Below are 18,150 nucleotides of genomic sequence, written 5' to 3' on the forward strand. Positions count from 1 at the left end.
GTGGTCGCCGCCGAACTCAACGGACGACCCCGCCAGACCCTCGGATGGAGAACCCCCGCAGAAGCCCTCAACGACCTACTCTCAGCCCCTCAACCAACCGGTGATGCAACGACCGGTTGAACCCACCTGGGTTGATCCCACTCCGTCCTGGCTCACCGACGCCGGTGAGCCAGGACGACCTCTGCTGGACCCGGTTGATCCACGCCGGGCAGGGGTCAGGGTTCGACGGTGACCTTGATGGCCTTGCCGCTCTTGACGATGTCGAAGGCCTCCAGCGCGCGCTCCAGCGGGATGCGCTCGGTGATGAGGTCCTTCACCGGCACCTGACCGGTGGCGATGTACTCCAGCGCGCGCTTGTTGTGCTCGGGGGCCGAGCCGTTGGCGCCGTGGATGTGCAGCTGCCGGTAGTGCACGACGTTGGAGTCGCAGGTGATCGTCGGGTTGGTCTTGGGCAGCCCGCCGAAGAAGGAGATCCGGCCGTTGCGGGCGGCCATCGCGATGGCCTGCTCCTGGGTGACGTTGGCGGCGGTCGCGGTGATGACGACGTCCGCGCCGCGTCCCCCGGTCAGCTCCATGACGCGCTCGACGACGTCGACCTCGGCGCCGTTGATCACCTCGTCGGGCTGCACCGCGTCGGCGCTCATCTGCAGCCGCTCGGCGTTGACGTCGACCAGGACGACCTTGCCCACCTTGTGCACGCCGCGGGCGATGCGGATGTGCATGCAGCCGATCGGCCCGGCGCCGAAGACGACGAGGGTGTCGCCCTCCTCGATGCCGAGCAGCTCCTGGGCGTTGATCGCGCAGGCGAAGGGCTCGGCGGCGGACGCCTCGTCGAAGCCCACGCCCTCGGGGATGCGGTTGAGCCCGTCGACCTTGAGCACCTGCTCGGGAACGAGCATGTACTCGGCGAAACCGCCGTCGTACTGGTAGCCGACCGACGTCTGGTTCTCGCAGACGGCCATCCAGCCCTTGCGGCACTCGTGGCACTCCCCGCACGGGACGGCGGCGATGACCTGCACCCGGTCGCCCGGCGTCCAGCTGGTGCCGAAGGCGCTCTCGACCTCCGCGCCGACCTCGACGACCTCGCCGGCGATCTCGTGGCCGATGGTGCGCGGCGGGCTCAGGTTCTGGTGCCCGTTGTGGAAGATCTTCACGTCGGTGCCGCAGGTGGAGCAGTTGCGGACCTTGATCTTGACCTCGCGGGGGCCGCACTCCGGCTCCGGCACGTCCTCGAGGCGGACGTCCTCCGGGGCGTAGAAACGCAGGGCCTTCATGTGTCCTCCACAAGGTGTCTGCCGCACGGATGTGCCCGTGGTCACTGTAGTGACGGGCTCCTCGGCCGCGACTCTACGCATCCGAGCCCCGGGTCGGCCCGAATTGGTCCAACCGGGCCTCTTGACCGGGCCTGGAACCACGTATACAAACGCATGCACAGATCCGTGACAGCTGTCACAGCCTGTGCCTACGATCCGAGCCAGCGCCGTCCGCACGGGGGCGGCGACGGCCCACCTCTCACCGAAGAAGGTCCTCGATGGCCACCACCACGGACGGGGCTCAGCGCACGAGCACCCGGCTGCGGGTCCAGCGGTTCGGCACGTTCCTGTCGAACATGGTCCTGCCCAACATCGGCGCATTCATCGCCTGGGGCCTGATCACGGCCCTGTTCATCCAGACCGGCTGGATCAAGCTGATCGGCGACGCCTTCGGCTACGACGGCAGCTACGGCTTCGTCGCCCAGCTCGGCAACTGGAGCAACGCCGACGGCACCCCGATGTTCGAGAACAACACCGGGATCGTCGGCCCGATGATCACCTACCTGCTGCCGCTGCTGATCGGCTACACCGGCGGCCGGATGGTCTACCGGGACACCATCCGGGGCGGCGTCGTCGGCGCCATCGCCACGATGGGTGCCATCGCCGGCGCCACGGTGCCGATGTTCCTCGGCGCCATGATCATGGGCCCGCTCGGCGGCTGGTCGATGAAGAAGCTCGACGCGCTGTGGGCGCACAAGATCCGACCGGGCTTCGAGATGCTGGTCAACAACTTCTCCGCCGGCATCTGGGGCGGCTTCCTGGCCGTCATCGGCTTCGTGCTGGCCGGCCCCTTCGTGCAGGCCTTCAGCACCGTCGCCGGGAACGTCGTCAACTTCCTGGTCGAGCGCAACCTGCTGCCGCTGACCTCGATCTTCATCGAGCCGGCCAAGGTCCTGTTCCTCAACAACGCCATCAACCAGGGCATCCTCACGCCGCTGGGCACCACCCAGTCGCAGGTCGACGGCCAGTCCATCCTGTTCCTGCTCGAGGCCAACCCCGGCCCGGGCCTGGGCCTGCTGCTCGCCTTCGCCGTCTTCGGCCGCGGTGCGGCCAAGTCCTCGGCCCCCGGCGCCATCCTCATCCAGTTCGTCGGTGGCATCCACGAGATCTACTTCCCCTACGTGCTGGCCAAGCCGAAGCTGATCGCCGCGGTGATCCTCGGCGGCATGGCCGGTGTGGCCACCAACGTGGCCTTCGGCTCGGGCCTGCGCTCCCCGGCCTCCCCCGGCTCGATCATCGCCGTCTGGGCCGCCGCGCCGCCGAGCAGCCTGCTGGGCGTGACCGCCTCGGTCGTCGTCGCCGCCGGTGTCTGCTTCGTGGTCGCCGCGTTCCTGCTCAAGATCGACAAGAGCGACGACGGCGACCTGTCGGCGGCCACCGCGCAGATGGAGGCCAACAAGGGCAAGAAGTCCTCGGTCTCCGGCATGCTCGGGGGCTCCGCGGCGGCCTCGACCGGCCCGATCCACTCCATCGTGTTCGCCTGCGACGCCGGCATGGGCTCCTCGGCCATGGGCGCCTCGGTGCTGCGCAAGAAGGTGCAGAGTGCCGGGTTCTCCGACGTCACCGTGGTGAACAAGGCCATCTCGAACCTGGCCGACGACGTCGACCTGGTGGTCACCCACCGCGACCTGACCGACCGCGCCCGCGCCCAGTCGCCGTCGGCCGAGCACGTCTCGGTGGACAACTTCATGGGCAGCCCGCGCTACGACGAGATCGTCGAGCTGCTGCGCGAGCGCAACGGCGCCGGTGCCGGTGGGGCCGTCGCGGCCGCCCCGGCCGCAAGTGGGGCGAGCGGGCTGCTGGCCCGTGAGTCGATCGTGCTGGACGCCAACGGTGACCGCGCCGCGGCCATCCAGCAGGCCGGTGAGCTGCTCGTGGCGGCCGGCGCCGTCGACTCCTCCTACGTGCAGGCCATGCACGAGCGGGAGACCTCGGTGTCGACCTACATGGGCAACCTGCTGGCCATCCCGCACGGGACGAACGAGGCGAAGTCGGCGATCCACCGCTCGGCGATCTCCTTCGTCCGCTTCCCGCGCGGGGTCGACTGGAACGGCTCCGAGGTGCGCTTCGTGATCGGCATCGCCGGCGCGGGCGACGACCACCTGGCCCTGCTGGCCCGCATCGCCGAGGTGTTCAGCGACTCCTCGCAGGTCGCCCGCCTCGAGCAGGCGCGCACCGAGGACGACGTCCTCGCGGTCCTGGGGGCCATGCAGCCCGCCTGACGCACGACCGCAGCGGCCCCCGGTTCCCAGGAACCGGGGGCCGCTGCGCGTCCGGGCAGGATGCGCGCATGACCCGACCGCTCACCGTCGTCACCGGCGGCAGCCGGGGGATCGGCGCGGCCACCGTCGCCGCGCTCGCCCGGGCCGGCCACGACGTCGTCGTCGGCTTCCGCTCCGGGGCCGAGGAGGCCGCGCGCGTCGTGGCCGACGCCGAGGCCGCCGGCGCCCGCGCGACGGCCGTGCAGGCAGACGTCACCGACCCCGACGACGTCGACCGGCTGTTCGGGACCGACCTGGGGACGCCGACCGGCCTGGTCGCCAACGCCGGCCTCACCGCCCACCTCGGCGACCTGGCCGACACCCCGGTGGACGTCGTCCGGCACGTGCTGGAGGTCAACCTGCTCGGCGCGGTGCTGTGCTGCCGCCGGGCGGCCCAGGTGATGGCCACCGACCGCGGCGGGCCCGGGGGCGCCGTCGTCTGCGTGTCCTCCTCGGCGGCCACCCTCGGCTCACCGCACGAGTACGTGCACTACGCCGCGGCCAAGGCCGGCGTCGACGCGCTCGTGGTGGGCCTGGCCAAGGAACTGGCCACCTCCGGGGTGCGGGTCAACGGGGTCGCCCCGGGGCTGGTGCGCACCGGCATCCACGCCGGCGCCGGGGACGCGGGCCGGCTCGGACGGGTCACCGCGCGGGTGCCGATGGGTCGGGCCGGCGAGCCGGACGAGATCGCCCCGGCGGTGGTCTGGCTGCTCGGGCCCCAGGCGGGCTACGTCACGGGAACCGTCCTGCGGGTGGCCGGCGGGCTCTGACCGTTGCGTGACGTTGCACCGGCGAAGTCGATCGTGACCACCGTCACCACTGTCTGACGAATGCGTTTATGGTCACACCGGCACGTGACACCAAGTGCCGCCAGGCCGAGCGAAGCAGGAGCAACGATGCCCACGACTACCCGCGCCTCGATCATCCGCCAGTCCCCCGGCGAGTACGAGACGGTCACCCTGGAGCTGGACGACCCGAAGAAGGGCGAGGTCCAGGTCAAGATGGCCGCCTCGGGGCTGTGCCACTCCGACGACCACCTGCAGACCGGTGACCTGCAGGTCATGACCTACCCGTTCTGCGGCGGCCACGAGGGCTCCGGCGTCATCACCAAGGTCGGTCCCGACACCCCCGGCTTCGAGGTCGGCGACCACGTCGTCTTCTCCTTCGTGCCCTCCTGCGGACAGTGCTCCGCCTGCCGCCGCGGCGACTTCAACCTCTGCGACAAGGGCGCCCTGCTGCTCGTCGGCTCGCGGGCCGACGACGCCGAGGACTTCCGGATGAAGCTCGACGGCCAGAACGTCGGGCAGATGTGCGGCATCTCCACGTTCTCGGAGTACACGACCGCCGACGTCGCGTCCGTCATCAAGATCGACAAGGACATCCCGCTGAAGTCCGCGGCCCTCGTCGGCTGCGGCGTACCCACCGGCTTCGGCACCGCGGTGAAGGCCGGCGGGGTCAAGCCCGGCGACGTCGTCATCGTCATGGGCATCGGCGGCATCGGCATCAACGCCGTCCAGGGTGCTGCGCACGCCGGCGCCACCCGGGTCATCGCCGTCGACCCGGTGCCCTTCAAGCGCGAGATGGCCCAGGAGTTCGGCGCCACCGACGTCTTCGAGGACATGCAGCAGGCCACCGAGTTCGCGCAGTCGATCACCGAGGGCCAGGGCGCCGACGTCGCGCTGGTCACGGTGGGCGTGCTCGAGGCCGACCACCCGGCGCAGGCGCTGGCCTCGATCCGCAAGGGCGGCACCGTCGTCGTCACCGGTCTGGGCAAGATGACCGAGATGGCCCCGATCTCGCCGTTCGACCTGACCCTCATGCAGAAGCGGCTGCAGGGCGCGATCATCGGCGCCCAGTCGCCGCACTCGGACATCCCGAAGCTGCTGCGCATGTACCAGGCCGGTCACCTCAAGCTCGACGAGCTGATCACCAAGGAGTACACGCTCGACCAGGTCACCGAGGCCTACAAGGACATGCACGAGGGCAAGAACATCCGCGGCGTCATCGTCTTCGACGACTAGCGCGGACCCGGGCCGCCGTCCGCTACCTCGCGTAGCGGGCGGCGGCCTTCTCGCGCGCCCGGGCGGCGAGGACCTCGCGGTCGCGCGGGGGCGCGCTGGTCACCAGGTCCTCGAGCAGGTGCCGGGTGGTGTGCGCGATCTCGGCCACCGCGCGGTCGAACGCCGCCTGGTTGGCCTGGGACGGTTTGACCGACCCGCTCACCTTGCGGACGAACTGCAGCGCGGCGGCCTCCACCTCGTCGGGCGTCGTGGCCGGGTCGAGGTTGTGCAGGACGCGGATGTTGCGGCACATGCGGCTCAGGCTAGGACGGCGGTCCCCGCCGGCACACCCTTCGCCAGCGCCCGGCTGATGACCAACCGCTGGATCTGGTTGGTGCCCTCGAAGATCTGCATGACCTTGGCCTCGCGCATGTAGCGCTCGACCGGGAAGTCGCGGGTGTAGCCGTACCCGCCGAGCACCTGGACGGCGTCGGTGGTCACCTTCATCGCGTTGTCGGTGGCCACCAGCTTGGCGATGGAGGCCTGCCGGGAGTAGGGCAGCCCGGCGTCCTTCAGCCGCGCGGCGTGCAGCGTCATCGCCCGGGCGGTCTCGGTGCCCGCGGCCATGTCGGCCAGCAGGAACGCCAGGCCCTGGTGGTCGATGATCGGGACGCCGAAGGTCTCCCGCTCCTGGGCGTAGGCCAGCGCGTCGTCCAGCGCGCCCTGCGCCAGGCCGACGGCGACCGCGGCGATGCCCAGCCGGCCGGCGTCCAGGCCCGCGAGCGCGATCGGCAGGCCCTCGCCCTCCTCGCCCAGCCGGCGGTCGGCGTCGACCCGCACGTCCTCGAAGCGCATCAGCGCGGTGGTCGAGCCGGTGAGACCCATCTTCCGCTCGGCCGGGTCCGCGGACAGCCCCTCGGCGTCGCCGGGGACCAGGAAGCAGGAGATGCCGCGGGAGCGGTGGTCGGACGTCCGGACCATGACCTTGTAGAAGTCGGCCTGCCCGCCGTGCGTGGTCCAGGCTTTCTCCCCGGTGATGACGTATGCATCGTCCCCACCCGCCCCGCCGTCCCGGACGGCCTTGGTGCGCATCGCGGCCGGGTCGGAGCCGGCGTGCGGTTCGGACAGGCAGTACGCGCCCAGCAGCTCACCGCCGAGCATGTCGGGCAGCCAGCGCTCCTGCTGCTCCCGGGTGCCCTTCGTGGCCAGCCCGAAGCAGGACAGCCCGTGCACGCTGACCCCGACACCGACACTGGCCCACACCGCGGCGATCTCCTCGAGCACCTGCAGGTAGACCTCGTAGGGCTGCCCGCCGCCGCCGAGCTCCTCGTCGTAGGGCAGGCCCAGCAGGCCGGCCCTGCCGAGGGTGCGGAAGACCTCGCGCGGGAACGCCTCGTCGGCCTCGGCCTGCGCCACCTTCGGCGCGAGCTCCTCGCGGGCGAGCTCGCGGGTGAGCTCGAGCAGGTCGGCGGCCTCCTGGGTGGGGACCAGACGCTGGACCGGCATGGCGGGCACCTCTCATCGGTACTGCAGGACGCTTCGCAGTACCGAAGATAGCGTGGGCGGCGTGACCACAGCGACCCGCGGACCGGCCCGCCGCGCGGCGGTGCTCGACGACCTGGTCGAGGTCTTCCTCGCCGAGGGGTTCGCGGTGTTCACCCTCGACGAGCTCGCCCGCCGGTTGCGCTGCTCGAAGTCCACGCTCTACGCCGTGGCCGGCAGCAAGGAGCAGCTGGTCGTCGCCGCCGTCCGCCGGTTCTTCGCCCGGGCCACGGTGGCCGTGGAGGAGCGCGCGGCCGCACCCGCCGACGCCGGCGGCCGGATCCAGGCCTACCTCCTCGCGGTCAGCGAGCAGCTGCGCCCGGCGTCACCGGCGTTCTTCACCGACCTGGCCGCGTTCCCGCCCGCCGCCGAGGTCTACGCCGCCAACACCCGGACGGCGGCACGCCGGGTGCAGCAGCTGGTCAGCGCCGGGGTGGCGGCCGGCGAGCTGCGGCCCGCGCACGCCTCCTTCGTCGGTGCCGCGGTCACCGAGGTGATGGCCGCGATCCACGCGGGGCGGATCGCCGCGGCCACCGACCTGGACGACGCCGCGGCCTACGCCGAGCTCGCGGCGCTCGTGGTGGCGGGGCTGCACCGCAGCTGACCTTGACCCGACGAGGGGCGTGGGTAAGGTGAGGCTTACCGATCATGGCCGTGCCGGGCCGTGCCCTCAGCCCAGGAGACGTCCGTGGCCTCTGCCGTGCGCCCCGAGGAGCGCACGGCACCCGGCGGCACGGCCCCCGAGCGCCGCGGGGTGCTGCGCGGCCCGGCCACCCGCATCGGCGGGCTGTGGCTGCTGCTCGCCCTCGTGGTGGTCTGCGCCGGGCTCAGCATCGCCGTCGGCACGCGGGCCATCGACCTGGGCACCGTCTGGCACGCGCTGACCGACCCCTCGGCCGGCGGCGACGACGTGGTGGTCATCCGCGAGCTGCGCATCCCGCGCACCGTCCTCGGCGTGCTGGTCGGCCTCTCCCTCGGCGTGGCCGGCGCCCTCATGCAGGGCCACACCCGCAACCCGCTGGGTGACCCCGGCCTGCTCGGTGTCGCCGCCGGCGCGTCGGCCGCCGTCGTCGGCGCGATCTTCCTGCTCGGCATCACCACGCCCGCGGGCTACGTCTGGTTCGCCTTCGCCGGCGCCCTGCTCGGGTCCGTCGCGGTCTTCCTCCTCGGCTCCAGCGGCCGCGGCGGGGCCACCCCGGTCAGCCTCGCGCTGGCCGGTGCCGCGCTCAGCGCCCTGCTGTACGCGCTCATCCGCACCGTCCTGATCACCGACCAGCAGACCCTGGACAGCTTCCGGTTCTGGGTGGTCGGCTCCCTGGCCGGCCGCGACACCGCCGTCGCCTGGCAGGTGCTGCCCTTCGTCGCGGTCGGCCTCGTGCTGGCCATGGTCAACGCGCCGGCGCTGAACCTGCTCGGCATGGGCGAGGACGTCGCCCGCGGCCTGGGCCAGCACGTGCTGCTCGCCCGGGTCACCGGCATCGCCGCGATCACCCTGCTGACCGGGGCGGCCACCGCCGCCTGCGGTCCCATCGGGTTCGTCGGCCTGGTCGTGCCGCACGTCGCCCGGGCCGTCACCGGCCCCGACCACCGCTGGCTGATCCCCTACTCCGGGCTGCTGGGCGTGGTGCTGCTGCTGGTCGCCGACGTGGTGGGCCGGGTCGTCGCGCGGCCCGGCGAGCTGCAGGTGGGCATCGTGCTGGCCCTGGTCGGCGCACCGTTCTTCATCGCGCTGGTCCGTCGCCGCCGGCTGGTGGCCCTGTGACCAGCACGATCACCACCCGGGGGCCCGGCGTGCGCACCGACCGGCGGCGCACCGTCCGGGTCGGGCCGTTCTCCGGCGTCGTCCGCACCCGCCAGCTGCTGCTGCCCGTCCTGGCGCTGGCGGCCCTGGTGCTGGTCAGCGCGGTCAGCCTGGGCCGCGGTGACTACCCGATCGGCCTGGGTGACGTGCTGCGCTCGCTGGTCGGCCTGGGCGACCCCACGCAGCAGTTCGTCGTCACGCAGCTGCGCGCGCCGCGGATCGTCGTCGGCGTCCTGGTCGGCGTGGCGCTGGGCCTGTCCGGCGCGTTGATCCAGACCTTCGCCCGCAACCCGCTCGCCTCCCCCGACACCCTCGGCATCAACGCCGGCGCCTCGGCCGCCGCGGTCGGCGTCATCGTGCTGGGCGGCGGGTCCGGGACCGCGGCGGGCCTGCTCGGCGGGCTCGGCCTGCCGCTGGCCGCGCTGCTGGGCGGCCTGCTGGTCGCGGCGCTGATCTTCGTCCTCGCCTGGCGGGATGGCGTCGACGGCTACCGGTTGGTGCTGGTCGGCATCGGCCTGTCGGCCGTCGGCTTCGCCCTCGTCGACTGGCTGCTCACCCGTTCCGACATCACCGACGCCGCCGCCGCGACCGTCTGGCTGACCGGGTCGTTGAACGCCCGCACCTGGGACCAGGCCTGGCCGCTCGGTCTCGCGCTCGCCGTCCTGGTCCCGGTCGCCCTGGCGCTGTCCCGCCAGCTGGGGGTTCTCCAGTTCGGCGAGGACACCGCCCGCGCGCTCGGCGTCCGGGTGGGCGCCGTGCAGGCCGTCGTCGTGCTGGTGTCGGTCGCGCTGGCCGCCGTCGCCGTCGCCGCGGCGGGGCCGGTGCAGTTCGTCGCGCTGGTCGTGCCCCAGGTCGCCGTCCGGCTGGCCGGGGGGTCCCGGCCCCCGCTGCTGGCCTCGGCGCTGCTGGGTGCGGTCCTCGTCGTGGGGGCCGACCTGCTGGCCCGCACCGTGCTGCCCGTCGCCCTGCCCGTCGGCATCGTCACCGCCGTCGTCGGCGCCCCCTACCTGCTGTGGCTGCTCGTCCGCGGCCGCCGATCGATCACCGCCTGATGGCCCGGAGGACCGCCATGACCGCCATGACCGCCACGCTGGCCCACCCCGACCTGCGTCCCTCCACCGCGCCCCGTGTGCGGCTGGCCGCCGAGCAGGTCCGGCTGGCGTACGGCGAGCACGTCGTGGTCGACGGCCTGGACCTCGAGCTGGTCGACGGCTCGTTCACCGCGGTCGTCGGCCCCAACGGCTGCGGCAAGTCCACCCTGCTGCGGGCCCTGGGCCGGCTGCTGCGCCCCACGTCGGGCCAGGTCGTGCTGGACGGCAAGCCGATCGCGAAGACCCCCACCCGCGAGGTCGCCCGGGTGCTGGGCATGCTGCCGCAGACCCCCGTCGCGCCCGAGGGGCTGACCGTCGCCGACCTGGTCGCCCGTGGCCGGCACCCGCACCAGTCCTGGCTGCGCCAGTGGTCCCGGGACGACGAGGCCGTCGTGGCCGAGGCGCTGCGCTGGACCGACATGGCCGAGTTCGCCGACCGGCCGGTGGACGCCCTCTCGGGCGGCCAGCGCCAGCGCGCCTGGATCTCGATGGCGCTGGCGCAGGGCACCGACCTGCTGCTGCTGGACGAGCCGACCACCTACCTGGACCTCTCGCACCAGATCGACGTGCTGGAGCTGGTCGCCCGGCTGCACGCCGAGCGCGGCCGCACCGTCGCCGTCGTGCTGCACGACCTGAACCTGGCCGCCCGCTACGCCCACCGACTGGTCGCCATGAAGGACGGCGTGGTCGTCGCCTCCGGCACCCCGGCCGAGGTGCTCACCGAACGGCTGCTCGCCGACGTGTTCGACCTCGAGGCCCGGGTGATCACCGACCCGGTCTCGGGGACGCCGATGGTGGTACCGGTCCGTCGGCTGCGCTGACCTCGGGAGCTCAGGCAAGCCTCCGCTTGGTGGCGGGCACCGGTGACTGCTGTCACCGTGACCCCATGACCAGCACCCAGGAGATGCCCCAGGTCCAGGACTGCTCGGTGAGCGAGTGCGGCTACAACGCCGACTCCGGCTGCCACGCCGGCGCCATCACCATCGGCGGCGACCACGCGCACTGCGGCACGTTCGTGGAGATCTCGTTCCGCGCGGGCATGGAGCGCACCGGCGTGGTCGGCGCGTGCCACCGCACCGACTGCCGGCACAACGAGAAGCTCGAGTGCACCGCCGCCGCGGTGCAGGTCGGGTCGGCCGCCGACAAGGCCGACTGCCTGACCTACGCCGCCCGTTAGGGCAGGACCGCCTCCAGGGCGGCCGCGTCGGGCAGGGCCTCGAGCTCGACCCGGCCGTCGGCGTGCGCGCGGAGTGCGGCGTCAGCCACCGCCAGCGCGGCCACCGGGTCGACGTCGTCCACCAGCACGGTGGCGCCGCGGCCGGCCGGCCCGCGCAGCGCGCCCAGCAGGGTGCGGCGCTGCGCCGCGGGCAGGCCGTCGGTGAGCCGCTGCACGAGGACGACCGGCGCACCGGCCGCGTCCACCCGGGCCAGCCGGGCGGCCAGCGGCTCGTGCGCCGGAGCGGTCAGCCGGAGCACCCCCAGCCCCCCGTGCCCGTCGGAGCAGCGGGCGCTGTCCTCGTCGAGGGCGCCGCACACGGCCGACCGCACCGGGGCGGGGCCGAGCAGGGCGACGACGGACGCGACGGGCAGCTTCAGGGACACGCAGGACCTCCAGGACGGATGAGGCAAGGCTAACCTCGCCCCACCCGTCCTGTCGATGGTCAGTCCCGGGGCTCCTGCGGCCGGCCGGCGCCCAGCGGCTCGTCGGTGATCACCGGCCGGCCGGTGCCGTCGTCCTCCGGGGCGTGCTGCACGGTGATGACGAAGTCCTCGCCGTGGGTCTGCAGCCCGTGCACCACGGCCTGCTCGACCGCCTCGCTGGCCACCGCACTGCGCAGCATCATCGGGTCGCTGCGCAGGTCCTTGGCCAGCGCGACGGCCAGCCCGACCATCACCAGCGCGAAGGGCAGCGCCGCGATGATGGTGAGGTTGCGCAGCCCGGTCAGCCCGTCGGCCCCGCCGACCAGCAGCATGATCGCCGCGACCGCGCCCATGACGACGCCCCAGAACACCACGACCCAGCGGCTGGGCTCGATCCGACCGCGCTGGGACATCGTCCCCATCACGATGGAGGCGGAGTCCGCGCCGGTCACGAAGAAGATGCCGACCAGCACCATGATCAGCACCGTGGCCGCCGAGGCCAGCGGGTACTGCTCGACCACGGTGAACAGCTGACCCTCGGGGCTGGACTCGTCGGCCAGCCCGGACCCGGCCTGCTGCGAGGCGATGCCGGCCCCGCCGAAGATGGCGAACCACACCAGGCTGACCACGCTGGGCACCAGCAGGACGCCGGTGACGAACTGGCGGATCGTGCGGCCCCGGCTGATCCGGGCGATGAACATGCCGACGAACGGCGTCCAGCTGATCCACCAGGCCCAGTAGAAGACCGTCCAACCGCGCAGCCACTCGGCCATCGCGTCGCCGCCGGAGGCCTCGGTGCGGGCGGCCATGTCGCCCAGGTCGGAGAAGTAGCTGCCGATCGCGCTGGGCACCAGGTTGAGGATCAGCACGGTCGGGCCGACGACGAAGACGAACACGGCGAGCACCAGGGCCAGCACCATGTTGGTGTTGGACAGGTACTGGATGCCCTTGGCCACGCCGGAGACGGCCGAGACGACGAACGCCACGGTCAGCACGGCGATGATGACGACGAGGGCGGCGTTGCCGACGTCGCCGGCCCAGCCCAGGATCTCGACGCCCGAGCCGATCTGCAGGGCCCCGAGACCCAGCGACGCCGCGGTGCCGAACAGCGTCGCGAAGATCGCCAGGATGTCGATGACGCGCCCCGCCGGGCCGTTGGCGCGCCGCTCGCCGAGCAGCGGGGTGAAGGCGGCGCTGATGAGCTGACGGCGGCCGCGGCGGAAGGTGCCGTAGGCGATGGCCAGGCCGACGACGCAGTAGATGGCCCAGGGGTGCAGCGTCCAGTGGAACAACGTGGTCGCCATGGCGGTCTGCACGGCCTGCGGCGTCTCGCCCTCCACCGTGCCCGGCGGGGGCGAGGTGTAGTGCGTGAGCGGTTCGTTGACGCCGTAGAACATCAGGCCGATGCCCATGCCGGCGCTGAACATCATCGAGATCCAGGAGACGGTCCGGAACTCCGGGGCCTCGCCGTCGGCACCGAGCGGGATCCGCCCGTAGCGGGACGCCGCGAGCCACAGCACGTAGACGACGAAGCCCGAGGCCAGCACCACGAACAACCAGCCGAGGTTGGACTCGATCCAGTCCAGCGCGCCGGAGCTGGCCGCACCCAGGCCGGTCGGGGAGGCGAAACCCCACACGACGAAGGCGACGGCGAGGGCGGCCGACACCCCGAAGACGAGCCTGTCCAGGCCCCCCTTCTCGTCGGCGGTCGCCGGCGGGAGCTCGGCGACGGCGGGGTGGGCACCGGTGCCGGTGGGTTCCTCGTCGGGGTCCTCGGTGCTGCTCTGCGGGCGGTCTGCGGTGGTGGTCACGATGGTCGGCGCACGGTCTCGGCGCCCTCCTGTTCGGGTCCGGGGACGGATGACGGCTCTCCACCGTCCGCCCCACCCGCACCTGAACGCAAACCGGGAGCGGTCACAGCAACCGTTCTGTGACCGCTCCCGACGGTCAGGAGCCCAGTGCGTCCTGGATCTGCGGGACCAGCTGGTCGAGGGCGAACGGGACGCTGAGGACGTCGTTGTAGCTGATCGCACCGCCGCCGGACAGCGGGTCGGTGTAGATGACCCGGCCGGCCTGCACCGCCGGCACGGTGGCGAAGACGGGGTCGGCCTCGAGCTGGCTGCGGGTCTCCTCGACGCTGTCCAGCGCCAGGACGACGACCAGGTCGGCGTCGAGCAGCTGCACCTGCTCGGCGGAGACGGTGACGAAGAAGCCGCCCTCGGCGTCGATGTCCGCGATGCCGGGGGTGAGCTCGAAGCCCAGGTCCTCGAAGAAGGCGACCCGGGTGTCGCCGGTGACGTAGGCGGAGTAGCCGCCACTGCCGTCGGTGGCCGGCAGGGTCACCACGACGGTCTTGCCGGCGAAGTCGGGGTTGGCGTCGCGGGCGTCGGCGAAGTCCTGGTCGACCTGGTCGACGAGTTCCTGCGCCTGGTCCTCCTTGCCCAGCGCCTGGCCGATGGCGAGGGTGGCGTCGTCCCGGTCGACCAGGTAGGCGGTCGAGCCCTCGGGCCGGGCCAGCACGGGGACGACGGCCGAGAGCTGGTCGTACTCGTCCTGCTCGATGCCGCTGCCGACCGCGACGACGAGGTCCGGGCGCAGCGCCAGCACCTCCTCGACCCCGGGCGGGGAGGAGACCGGGAAGACCTGCATCTCGGCCTCGCCGGCCAGGTCCTCCGCCCACGGGCCCAGGCCCGGGACTCCTGCGTCGGGGAAGGTGACGAACTCCTGGAAGGCGACCGGCTGCACGCCGAGGGCCAGCAGGGTGTCGACCTCGGTGTAGCCGATGACGACGATGCGCTCGGGCTGCGCGTCGACGGTGGTCTCGCCGAAGGCGTTGGGGATGGTCACCGGGAAGGCGCCGTCGGCGGCGGCCGACCCGCCGGGCTCCTCGGCGGACGACCCGCCCGACGAGCCTCCGCAGGCGGACAGGGCGAGGGCGGTGACCGCGGCGAGCGCGGCCAGGGTGGTGCGGCGGGACATCGGGTTCGTTCTCCTCGGGGGTCAGGCGGTCGCGCCGAGCGCGGCCGAGAGCAGGGGGGTGAGGTTCTCCGCGAGGTAGGGCGCGGAGAGCACGGTGTTGTGGGACATCGCGCCCCGGACGTCGCCGGCGTCGACGACCAGCCCGCCGTCGGCCACCACGGGGACCTGGGCCAGCAGGGCGTCGGCCTCGACGGTGGCCACCGACCCGGGGTCGGTGAGGACGACGAGGACGTCGCCGTCGAGCAGGTCCAGGCGCTCGGCGGACAGCTCCACGTAGAAGCTGTCGCCGGTGTCCTCGGCCAGCACCGCCTCGGGCGAGGTGATGCCGAGGTCACCGAGCACGCGGCCGCGGGCGTCGGCGGGCAGGAACGCGTAGTAGGTGCCGCCGGAGTACAGCGCCGCGGTGCCGGTGGCGCCGGCCAGCTCGGGGTGGGCGGCCAGGGCGTCGGCGAAGGCCTGGTCCGCGTCGGCGATCAGCTCCTCCCCGCGGGCCTCCTCGCCGACGGCCTGGGCGATCATCCGGGTCGCGGTGTCCCGGTCCACGCCGTAGGCCACGGTGCCCTCGGGGCGCACCAGCGTCGGCGCGATCGCCGACAGCTGCTGGTAGACGGCCTCGTCGAAACCGGCCGAGACGGCCACGACCAGGTCCGGTGCGAGTGCGGCGACCGCCTCGACGTCGACCTCCGCGGAGGTGAACACCTCGGGGTCGACGTCGCCGAACAGGTCCTCGGCCCACGGCCCGACGCCCTTGGTGTCGGCGTAGAAGACGAAGGGGGTGACCGCCACCGGCACCACGCCCATCGCCAGCAGCGGGTCGGCGTCGGTCACGCCGAGCGCCACCACCCGCTCGGGCCGCTCGGGCACCGTGGTCTCGCCCCAGATGTGCTCGACGGTGACCGGGAAGGCGTCACCGGCGGCGGAGGGGGCGGGCGCGGGGCCGGCCCCGTCGGTGGAGCCGCCGCAGGCGGTCAGGGCGAGGGCGGTGGCGGCGAGCGCGGCCAGGGCGGTACGGCGGGGCACGGGTCTCCTCGATCGGGGCGGACGGTAAGGCTAGCCTCACCTGATCTGCCCGTCAGCGGCCAGGCCCCCGCACCCGCCGAGACCGGATCGTGATCAGCGGGTGGCGCCGAGGCGGTGCAGCAGCGCCGTCCTGATCGCCGGCCGGGACCCGAAGACCAGCAGGAAGTGCGCCTCCCGGGCCAGCCGCTCGGCGGGGTGGCCGCGGGACACCGACCCGCTCCCGGTGGCCACCGCCAGCAGGCCGGCGGCCCGGTGCGCGAGCTCGGCCGCGGCCGCGCGGGCGTCGGGCAGCTGGTCGGGGCCCGCCGCGTCCAGCCGGGCCCGGACGACGGCGAGGTCGTCGTCCAGACCGGGCAGGTCGGCCAGCCGGGCGCAGCGGGCGGCCAGCCCCAGCGCCAACGACCCGTTGGTGCGCAGGTTGCCCGGGTCCCGGGCCTGCCACTGGGCCAGCGGCACCGACCGCACCAGCCGGGACGCCGGGACGACGTGCCCCGACACCCGGAACTCCACCGTCGAGCTGGCCTGCACCGCGACCAGCTGCTGGGGGACCGCGGTCAGCGTCGGTCCCTCCTCCGCGTCGACCAGCAGGAAGTGCACGACGTCCTCGGCGTCGCGGGCGGCCACCAGGACGACGTCCACGTGCCCCCAGCCGGTGACCCACGGGACGCCGCCGTCCAGCACGAACTCGTCGCCCTCGCGGCGGGCGGTGATGGCCACCGGCTGCGGCCGGGTGGCGGCGAGCAGCGCGATCCCGGACCGGCGCCGACCGGCGCAGAGGTCGGCCAGCCACTCGTCGGCCAGTGGGGAACCGCTCACCATCCCGGGGACGGTGAGGTGCTGCAGCCAGACGAAGGCCGCCGACAGGTCCCCGCCGGCCACGGCCTCGGCGACCGCGTGCACGGTGGCGGGTGCGGCGGCCAGGCCACCGTGCGACACCGGGCCGGTGAGGCCGTAGAGGCCCTCCCCGGCCAGGGTGTCCAGGGTCACGGGGGGCACCGCTCCGGCGGCGTCCACCGCCCCGGCCTGCGGGAACAGCACGTCGTCGGCGAGGGCCCGGGCACGGGCGACGATGTCGGACACCCGGACATGCTGCCCCGCCGCCGGCGGCGGCACACTGGGTGGCGATGGACGTCGTCGCACTCGCACCGCTGTCCGGCCTGACCGACTGGGTCCGGGGCCGGGGCCTGGCGGTGCTGCTCATCGTCATCGGCGCGGTGCTGCTGGCCCGGCTGATCACCTGGGTGGGCGGGAAGGTCACCTCCCGCATCGACGCCGCCTCGTCGGGCGGCGACGCGCTGGTGCGCTCCGAGGCCGCCAAGCACCGGCACTCGCTCACCCAGGTGCTGCAGTGGGTGGCCGTGGTGGTGGTCTACACCGTCGCCACGGTCACGGTGCTCTCGACGCTGGGTCTGCCGGTGACCAGCCTGGTGGCGCCGGCCACCGTGCTCGGCGTCGGGCTGGGCTTCGGGGCGCAGCGCGTGGTGCAGGACGTGCTGGCCGGGTTCTTCCTGATCACCGAGCGGCAGTACGGCTTCGGCGACGTCGTCTCGATCAACGTCGTCGGCGGGGGCGACCCGGCCTCGGGCACCGTCGAGGACGTCACGCTGCGGATCACCCGGATGCGCTCGCTGGACGGCGAGGTGGTGACCATCCCGAACGGCCAGATCGTGAAGGTCATCAACCTCTCCCGCGACTGGGCCCGGGCGGTCATCGACGTCCCGGTGCCGGCGACCACCGACGTCAGCCACGTGCAGGACGTGCTGCGGGAGGTGGGCGAGCAGGCGTTCGCCGACGAGCACCTGACGAAGCTGCTGCTCGACGCGCCCAGCGTCATGGGCGTGACCAGCCTGGGCCTGGACGAGGTGAACGTGCGGATCGTCGCGCGGACGTTGCCGGGCAAGCAGTTCGACGTCGGCCGCGACCTGCGGTCCCGGATCGCGCTGGCCTTCCGCCGGGAAGGCATCGTCGTCCGCCCGCAGAGCCCCGAGGACCCGGTGACCAGCCACGACCCCCGCGAGGTGAGCTCGTGACCGACCGCCAGCCCACCACCCCGGTGCCGACCGTGACCGCCGAGCCGGCCACCCGCCGCCGCCCGCGGCTGCTGCCGACGCGGGTGCCCTCCCGGATCGGCCGGGCCCGGACGTCCACGGTCGTGCTGGCCGTGCTGTTCGTGGCGCTGTTCTTCGCCTGGGACCCCTCGGCGATGTCGGCGTCGCTCAGCAACCCGACCCCGACCACCGAGGCCCCCGCGCCGACCACCGAGGCACCGGCCCCGACCACCACGGAGGCACCGGCCACGACGTCGCCGGAGGGGACCGCGCCGTCGACCACGACGTCCCGTCCCACGACGACGGCTCCGCGGACCACCGACGAGGACACCGCACCCACGACGTCGGCCCCGCCGACGTCGTCGGCCCCGACCACCACCACGTCGGCCCCCACGAGGTCCACGGCCCCCGGCACCACGGCCGACCCCACCGGCTGACCCCCGGCCGGCTGCCT

Annotated in this window: 18 protein-coding genes; 10 read left to right on the top strand and 8 right to left on the bottom strand. The window is 73.3% G+C overall.

The window, feature by feature from the left end:
- Positions 1-215: 215 nt before the first annotated feature.
- On the bottom strand, positions 216-1,274 hold the full coding sequence (locus NH342_RS08315) for a zinc-dependent dehydrogenase (RefSeq protein WP_253013615.1): 1,059 nt from the start codon (positions 1,272-1,274) through the stop codon (positions 216-218).
- 257 nt (positions 1,275-1,531) lie between these two features.
- Between NH342_RS08315 and NH342_RS08320 the strand changes: the two genes are divergently transcribed.
- The 3 genes from NH342_RS08320 to NH342_RS08330 all read left to right on the top strand — a co-directional run bounded on the left by NH342_RS08320 (position 1,532) and on the right by NH342_RS08330 (position 5,595).
- Positions 1,532-3,535, top strand: a complete 2,004-nt coding sequence (locus NH342_RS08320) for a PTS mannitol transporter subunit IICBA (RefSeq protein WP_253013617.1) — start codon at positions 1,532-1,534, stop codon at positions 3,533-3,535.
- A gap of 68 nt (positions 3,536-3,603) precedes the next feature.
- Complete coding sequence (locus NH342_RS08325) at positions 3,604-4,344, top strand: SDR family oxidoreductase (protein WP_253013619.1); 741 nt, start codon at positions 3,604-3,606, stop codon at positions 4,342-4,344.
- Between the two features lie 126 nt (positions 4,345-4,470).
- Positions 4,471-5,595 (top strand): NDMA-dependent alcohol dehydrogenase, encoded by a 1,125-nt coding sequence (locus NH342_RS08330; RefSeq protein WP_253013621.1) that lies wholly within the window; start codon positions 4,471-4,473, stop codon positions 5,593-5,595.
- 22 nt (positions 5,596-5,617) lie between these two features.
- Here NH342_RS08330 and NH342_RS08335 read toward each other — a convergent pair whose 3' ends face one another.
- Positions 5,618-5,887, bottom strand: coding sequence for a DUF2277 domain-containing protein (locus tag NH342_RS08335; RefSeq protein WP_253013623.1), 270 nt, complete (start codon positions 5,885-5,887; stop codon positions 5,618-5,620).
- Positions 5,888-5,892: 5 nt separating this feature from the next.
- Entirely contained in the window at positions 5,893-7,080 is a 1,188-nt protein-coding gene (locus NH342_RS08340; protein ID WP_253013625.1) for an acyl-CoA dehydrogenase family protein, read from the bottom strand.
- A 61-nt stretch (positions 7,081-7,141) separates the two neighbouring features.
- On the opposite strand from NH342_RS08340, the gene NH342_RS08345 reads away from it, so the two are divergent.
- The 5 genes from NH342_RS08345 to NH342_RS08365 all read left to right on the top strand — a co-directional run bounded on the left by NH342_RS08345 (position 7,142) and on the right by NH342_RS08365 (position 11,185).
- A complete protein-coding gene (locus NH342_RS08345; RefSeq protein ID WP_253013627.1) occupies positions 7,142-7,720 on the top strand; it encodes a TetR/AcrR family transcriptional regulator in 579 nt (192 codons plus the stop codon).
- 84 nt (positions 7,721-7,804) lie between these two features.
- The gene (locus NH342_RS08350; RefSeq protein ID WP_253013629.1) at positions 7,805-8,878 is read left to right on the top strand and encodes an iron ABC transporter permease; all 1,074 of its coding nucleotides are present in this window, start codon (positions 7,805-7,807) and stop codon (positions 8,876-8,878) included.
- On the top strand, positions 8,875-9,969 hold the full coding sequence (locus NH342_RS08355; RefSeq protein ID WP_253013631.1) for an iron chelate uptake ABC transporter family permease subunit: 1,095 nt from the start codon (positions 8,875-8,877) through the stop codon (positions 9,967-9,969). Before NH342_RS08350 ends, NH342_RS08355 begins: the two co-directional genes overlap by 4 nt.
- A gap of 17 nt (positions 9,970-9,986) precedes the next feature.
- Positions 9,987-10,829, top strand: a complete 843-nt coding sequence (locus tag NH342_RS08360) for an ABC transporter ATP-binding protein (protein ID WP_253013633.1) — start codon at positions 9,987-9,989, stop codon at positions 10,827-10,829.
- A gap of 65 nt (positions 10,830-10,894) precedes the next feature.
- Positions 10,895-11,185, top strand: a complete 291-nt coding sequence (locus tag NH342_RS08365; RefSeq protein ID WP_253013635.1) for a DUF1540 domain-containing protein — start codon at positions 10,895-10,897, stop codon at positions 11,183-11,185.
- On the opposite strand, the gene NH342_RS08370 is transcribed toward NH342_RS08365, so the two are convergent.
- The 5 genes from NH342_RS08370 to NH342_RS08390 form a co-directional block, all read right to left on the bottom strand.
- Positions 11,182-11,610: a hypothetical protein gene (locus NH342_RS08370; RefSeq protein ID WP_253013637.1), complete on the bottom strand. Its 429-nt coding sequence runs from the start codon at positions 11,608-11,610 to the stop codon at positions 11,182-11,184. The genes NH342_RS08365 and NH342_RS08370 overlap by 4 nt on opposite strands.
- Before the next feature lie 59 nt (positions 11,611-11,669).
- Positions 11,670-13,460, bottom strand: coding sequence for a BCCT family transporter (locus NH342_RS08375; protein WP_253013639.1), 1,791 nt, complete (start codon positions 13,458-13,460; stop codon positions 11,670-11,672).
- A gap of 136 nt (positions 13,461-13,596) precedes the next feature.
- On the bottom strand, positions 13,597-14,628 hold the full coding sequence (locus NH342_RS08380; protein WP_253013641.1) for an iron-siderophore ABC transporter substrate-binding protein: 1,032 nt from the start codon (positions 14,626-14,628) through the stop codon (positions 13,597-13,599).
- Positions 14,629-14,649: 21 nt separating this feature from the next.
- The gene (locus NH342_RS08385) at positions 14,650-15,648 is read right to left on the bottom strand and encodes an ABC transporter substrate-binding protein (RefSeq protein ID WP_308200625.1); all 999 of its coding nucleotides are present in this window, start codon (positions 15,646-15,648) and stop codon (positions 14,650-14,652) included.
- Between the two features lie 93 nt (positions 15,649-15,741).
- Positions 15,742-16,728: an acyl-CoA dehydrogenase family protein gene (locus NH342_RS08390; RefSeq protein WP_253013654.1), complete on the bottom strand. Its 987-nt coding sequence runs from the start codon at positions 16,726-16,728 to the stop codon at positions 15,742-15,744.
- A gap of 44 nt (positions 16,729-16,772) precedes the next feature.
- Between NH342_RS08390 and NH342_RS08395 the strand changes: the two genes are divergently transcribed.
- Both NH342_RS08395 and NH342_RS08400 read left to right on the top strand, forming a co-directional pair.
- Entirely contained in the window at positions 16,773-17,678 is a 906-nt protein-coding gene (locus tag NH342_RS08395) for a mechanosensitive ion channel family protein (protein WP_253013656.1), read from the top strand.
- Positions 17,675-18,133, top strand: coding sequence for a hypothetical protein (locus tag NH342_RS08400; RefSeq protein ID WP_253013658.1), 459 nt, complete (start codon positions 17,675-17,677; stop codon positions 18,131-18,133). Before NH342_RS08395 ends, NH342_RS08400 begins: the two co-directional genes overlap by 4 nt.
- Positions 18,134-18,150: the final 17 nt, after the last annotated feature.

It is taken from the genome of Klenkia sp. PcliD-1-E, assembly GCF_024124375.1.
In the GTDB taxonomy this organism is placed as follows: domain Bacteria; phylum Actinomycetota; class Actinomycetes; order Mycobacteriales; family Geodermatophilaceae; genus Klenkia.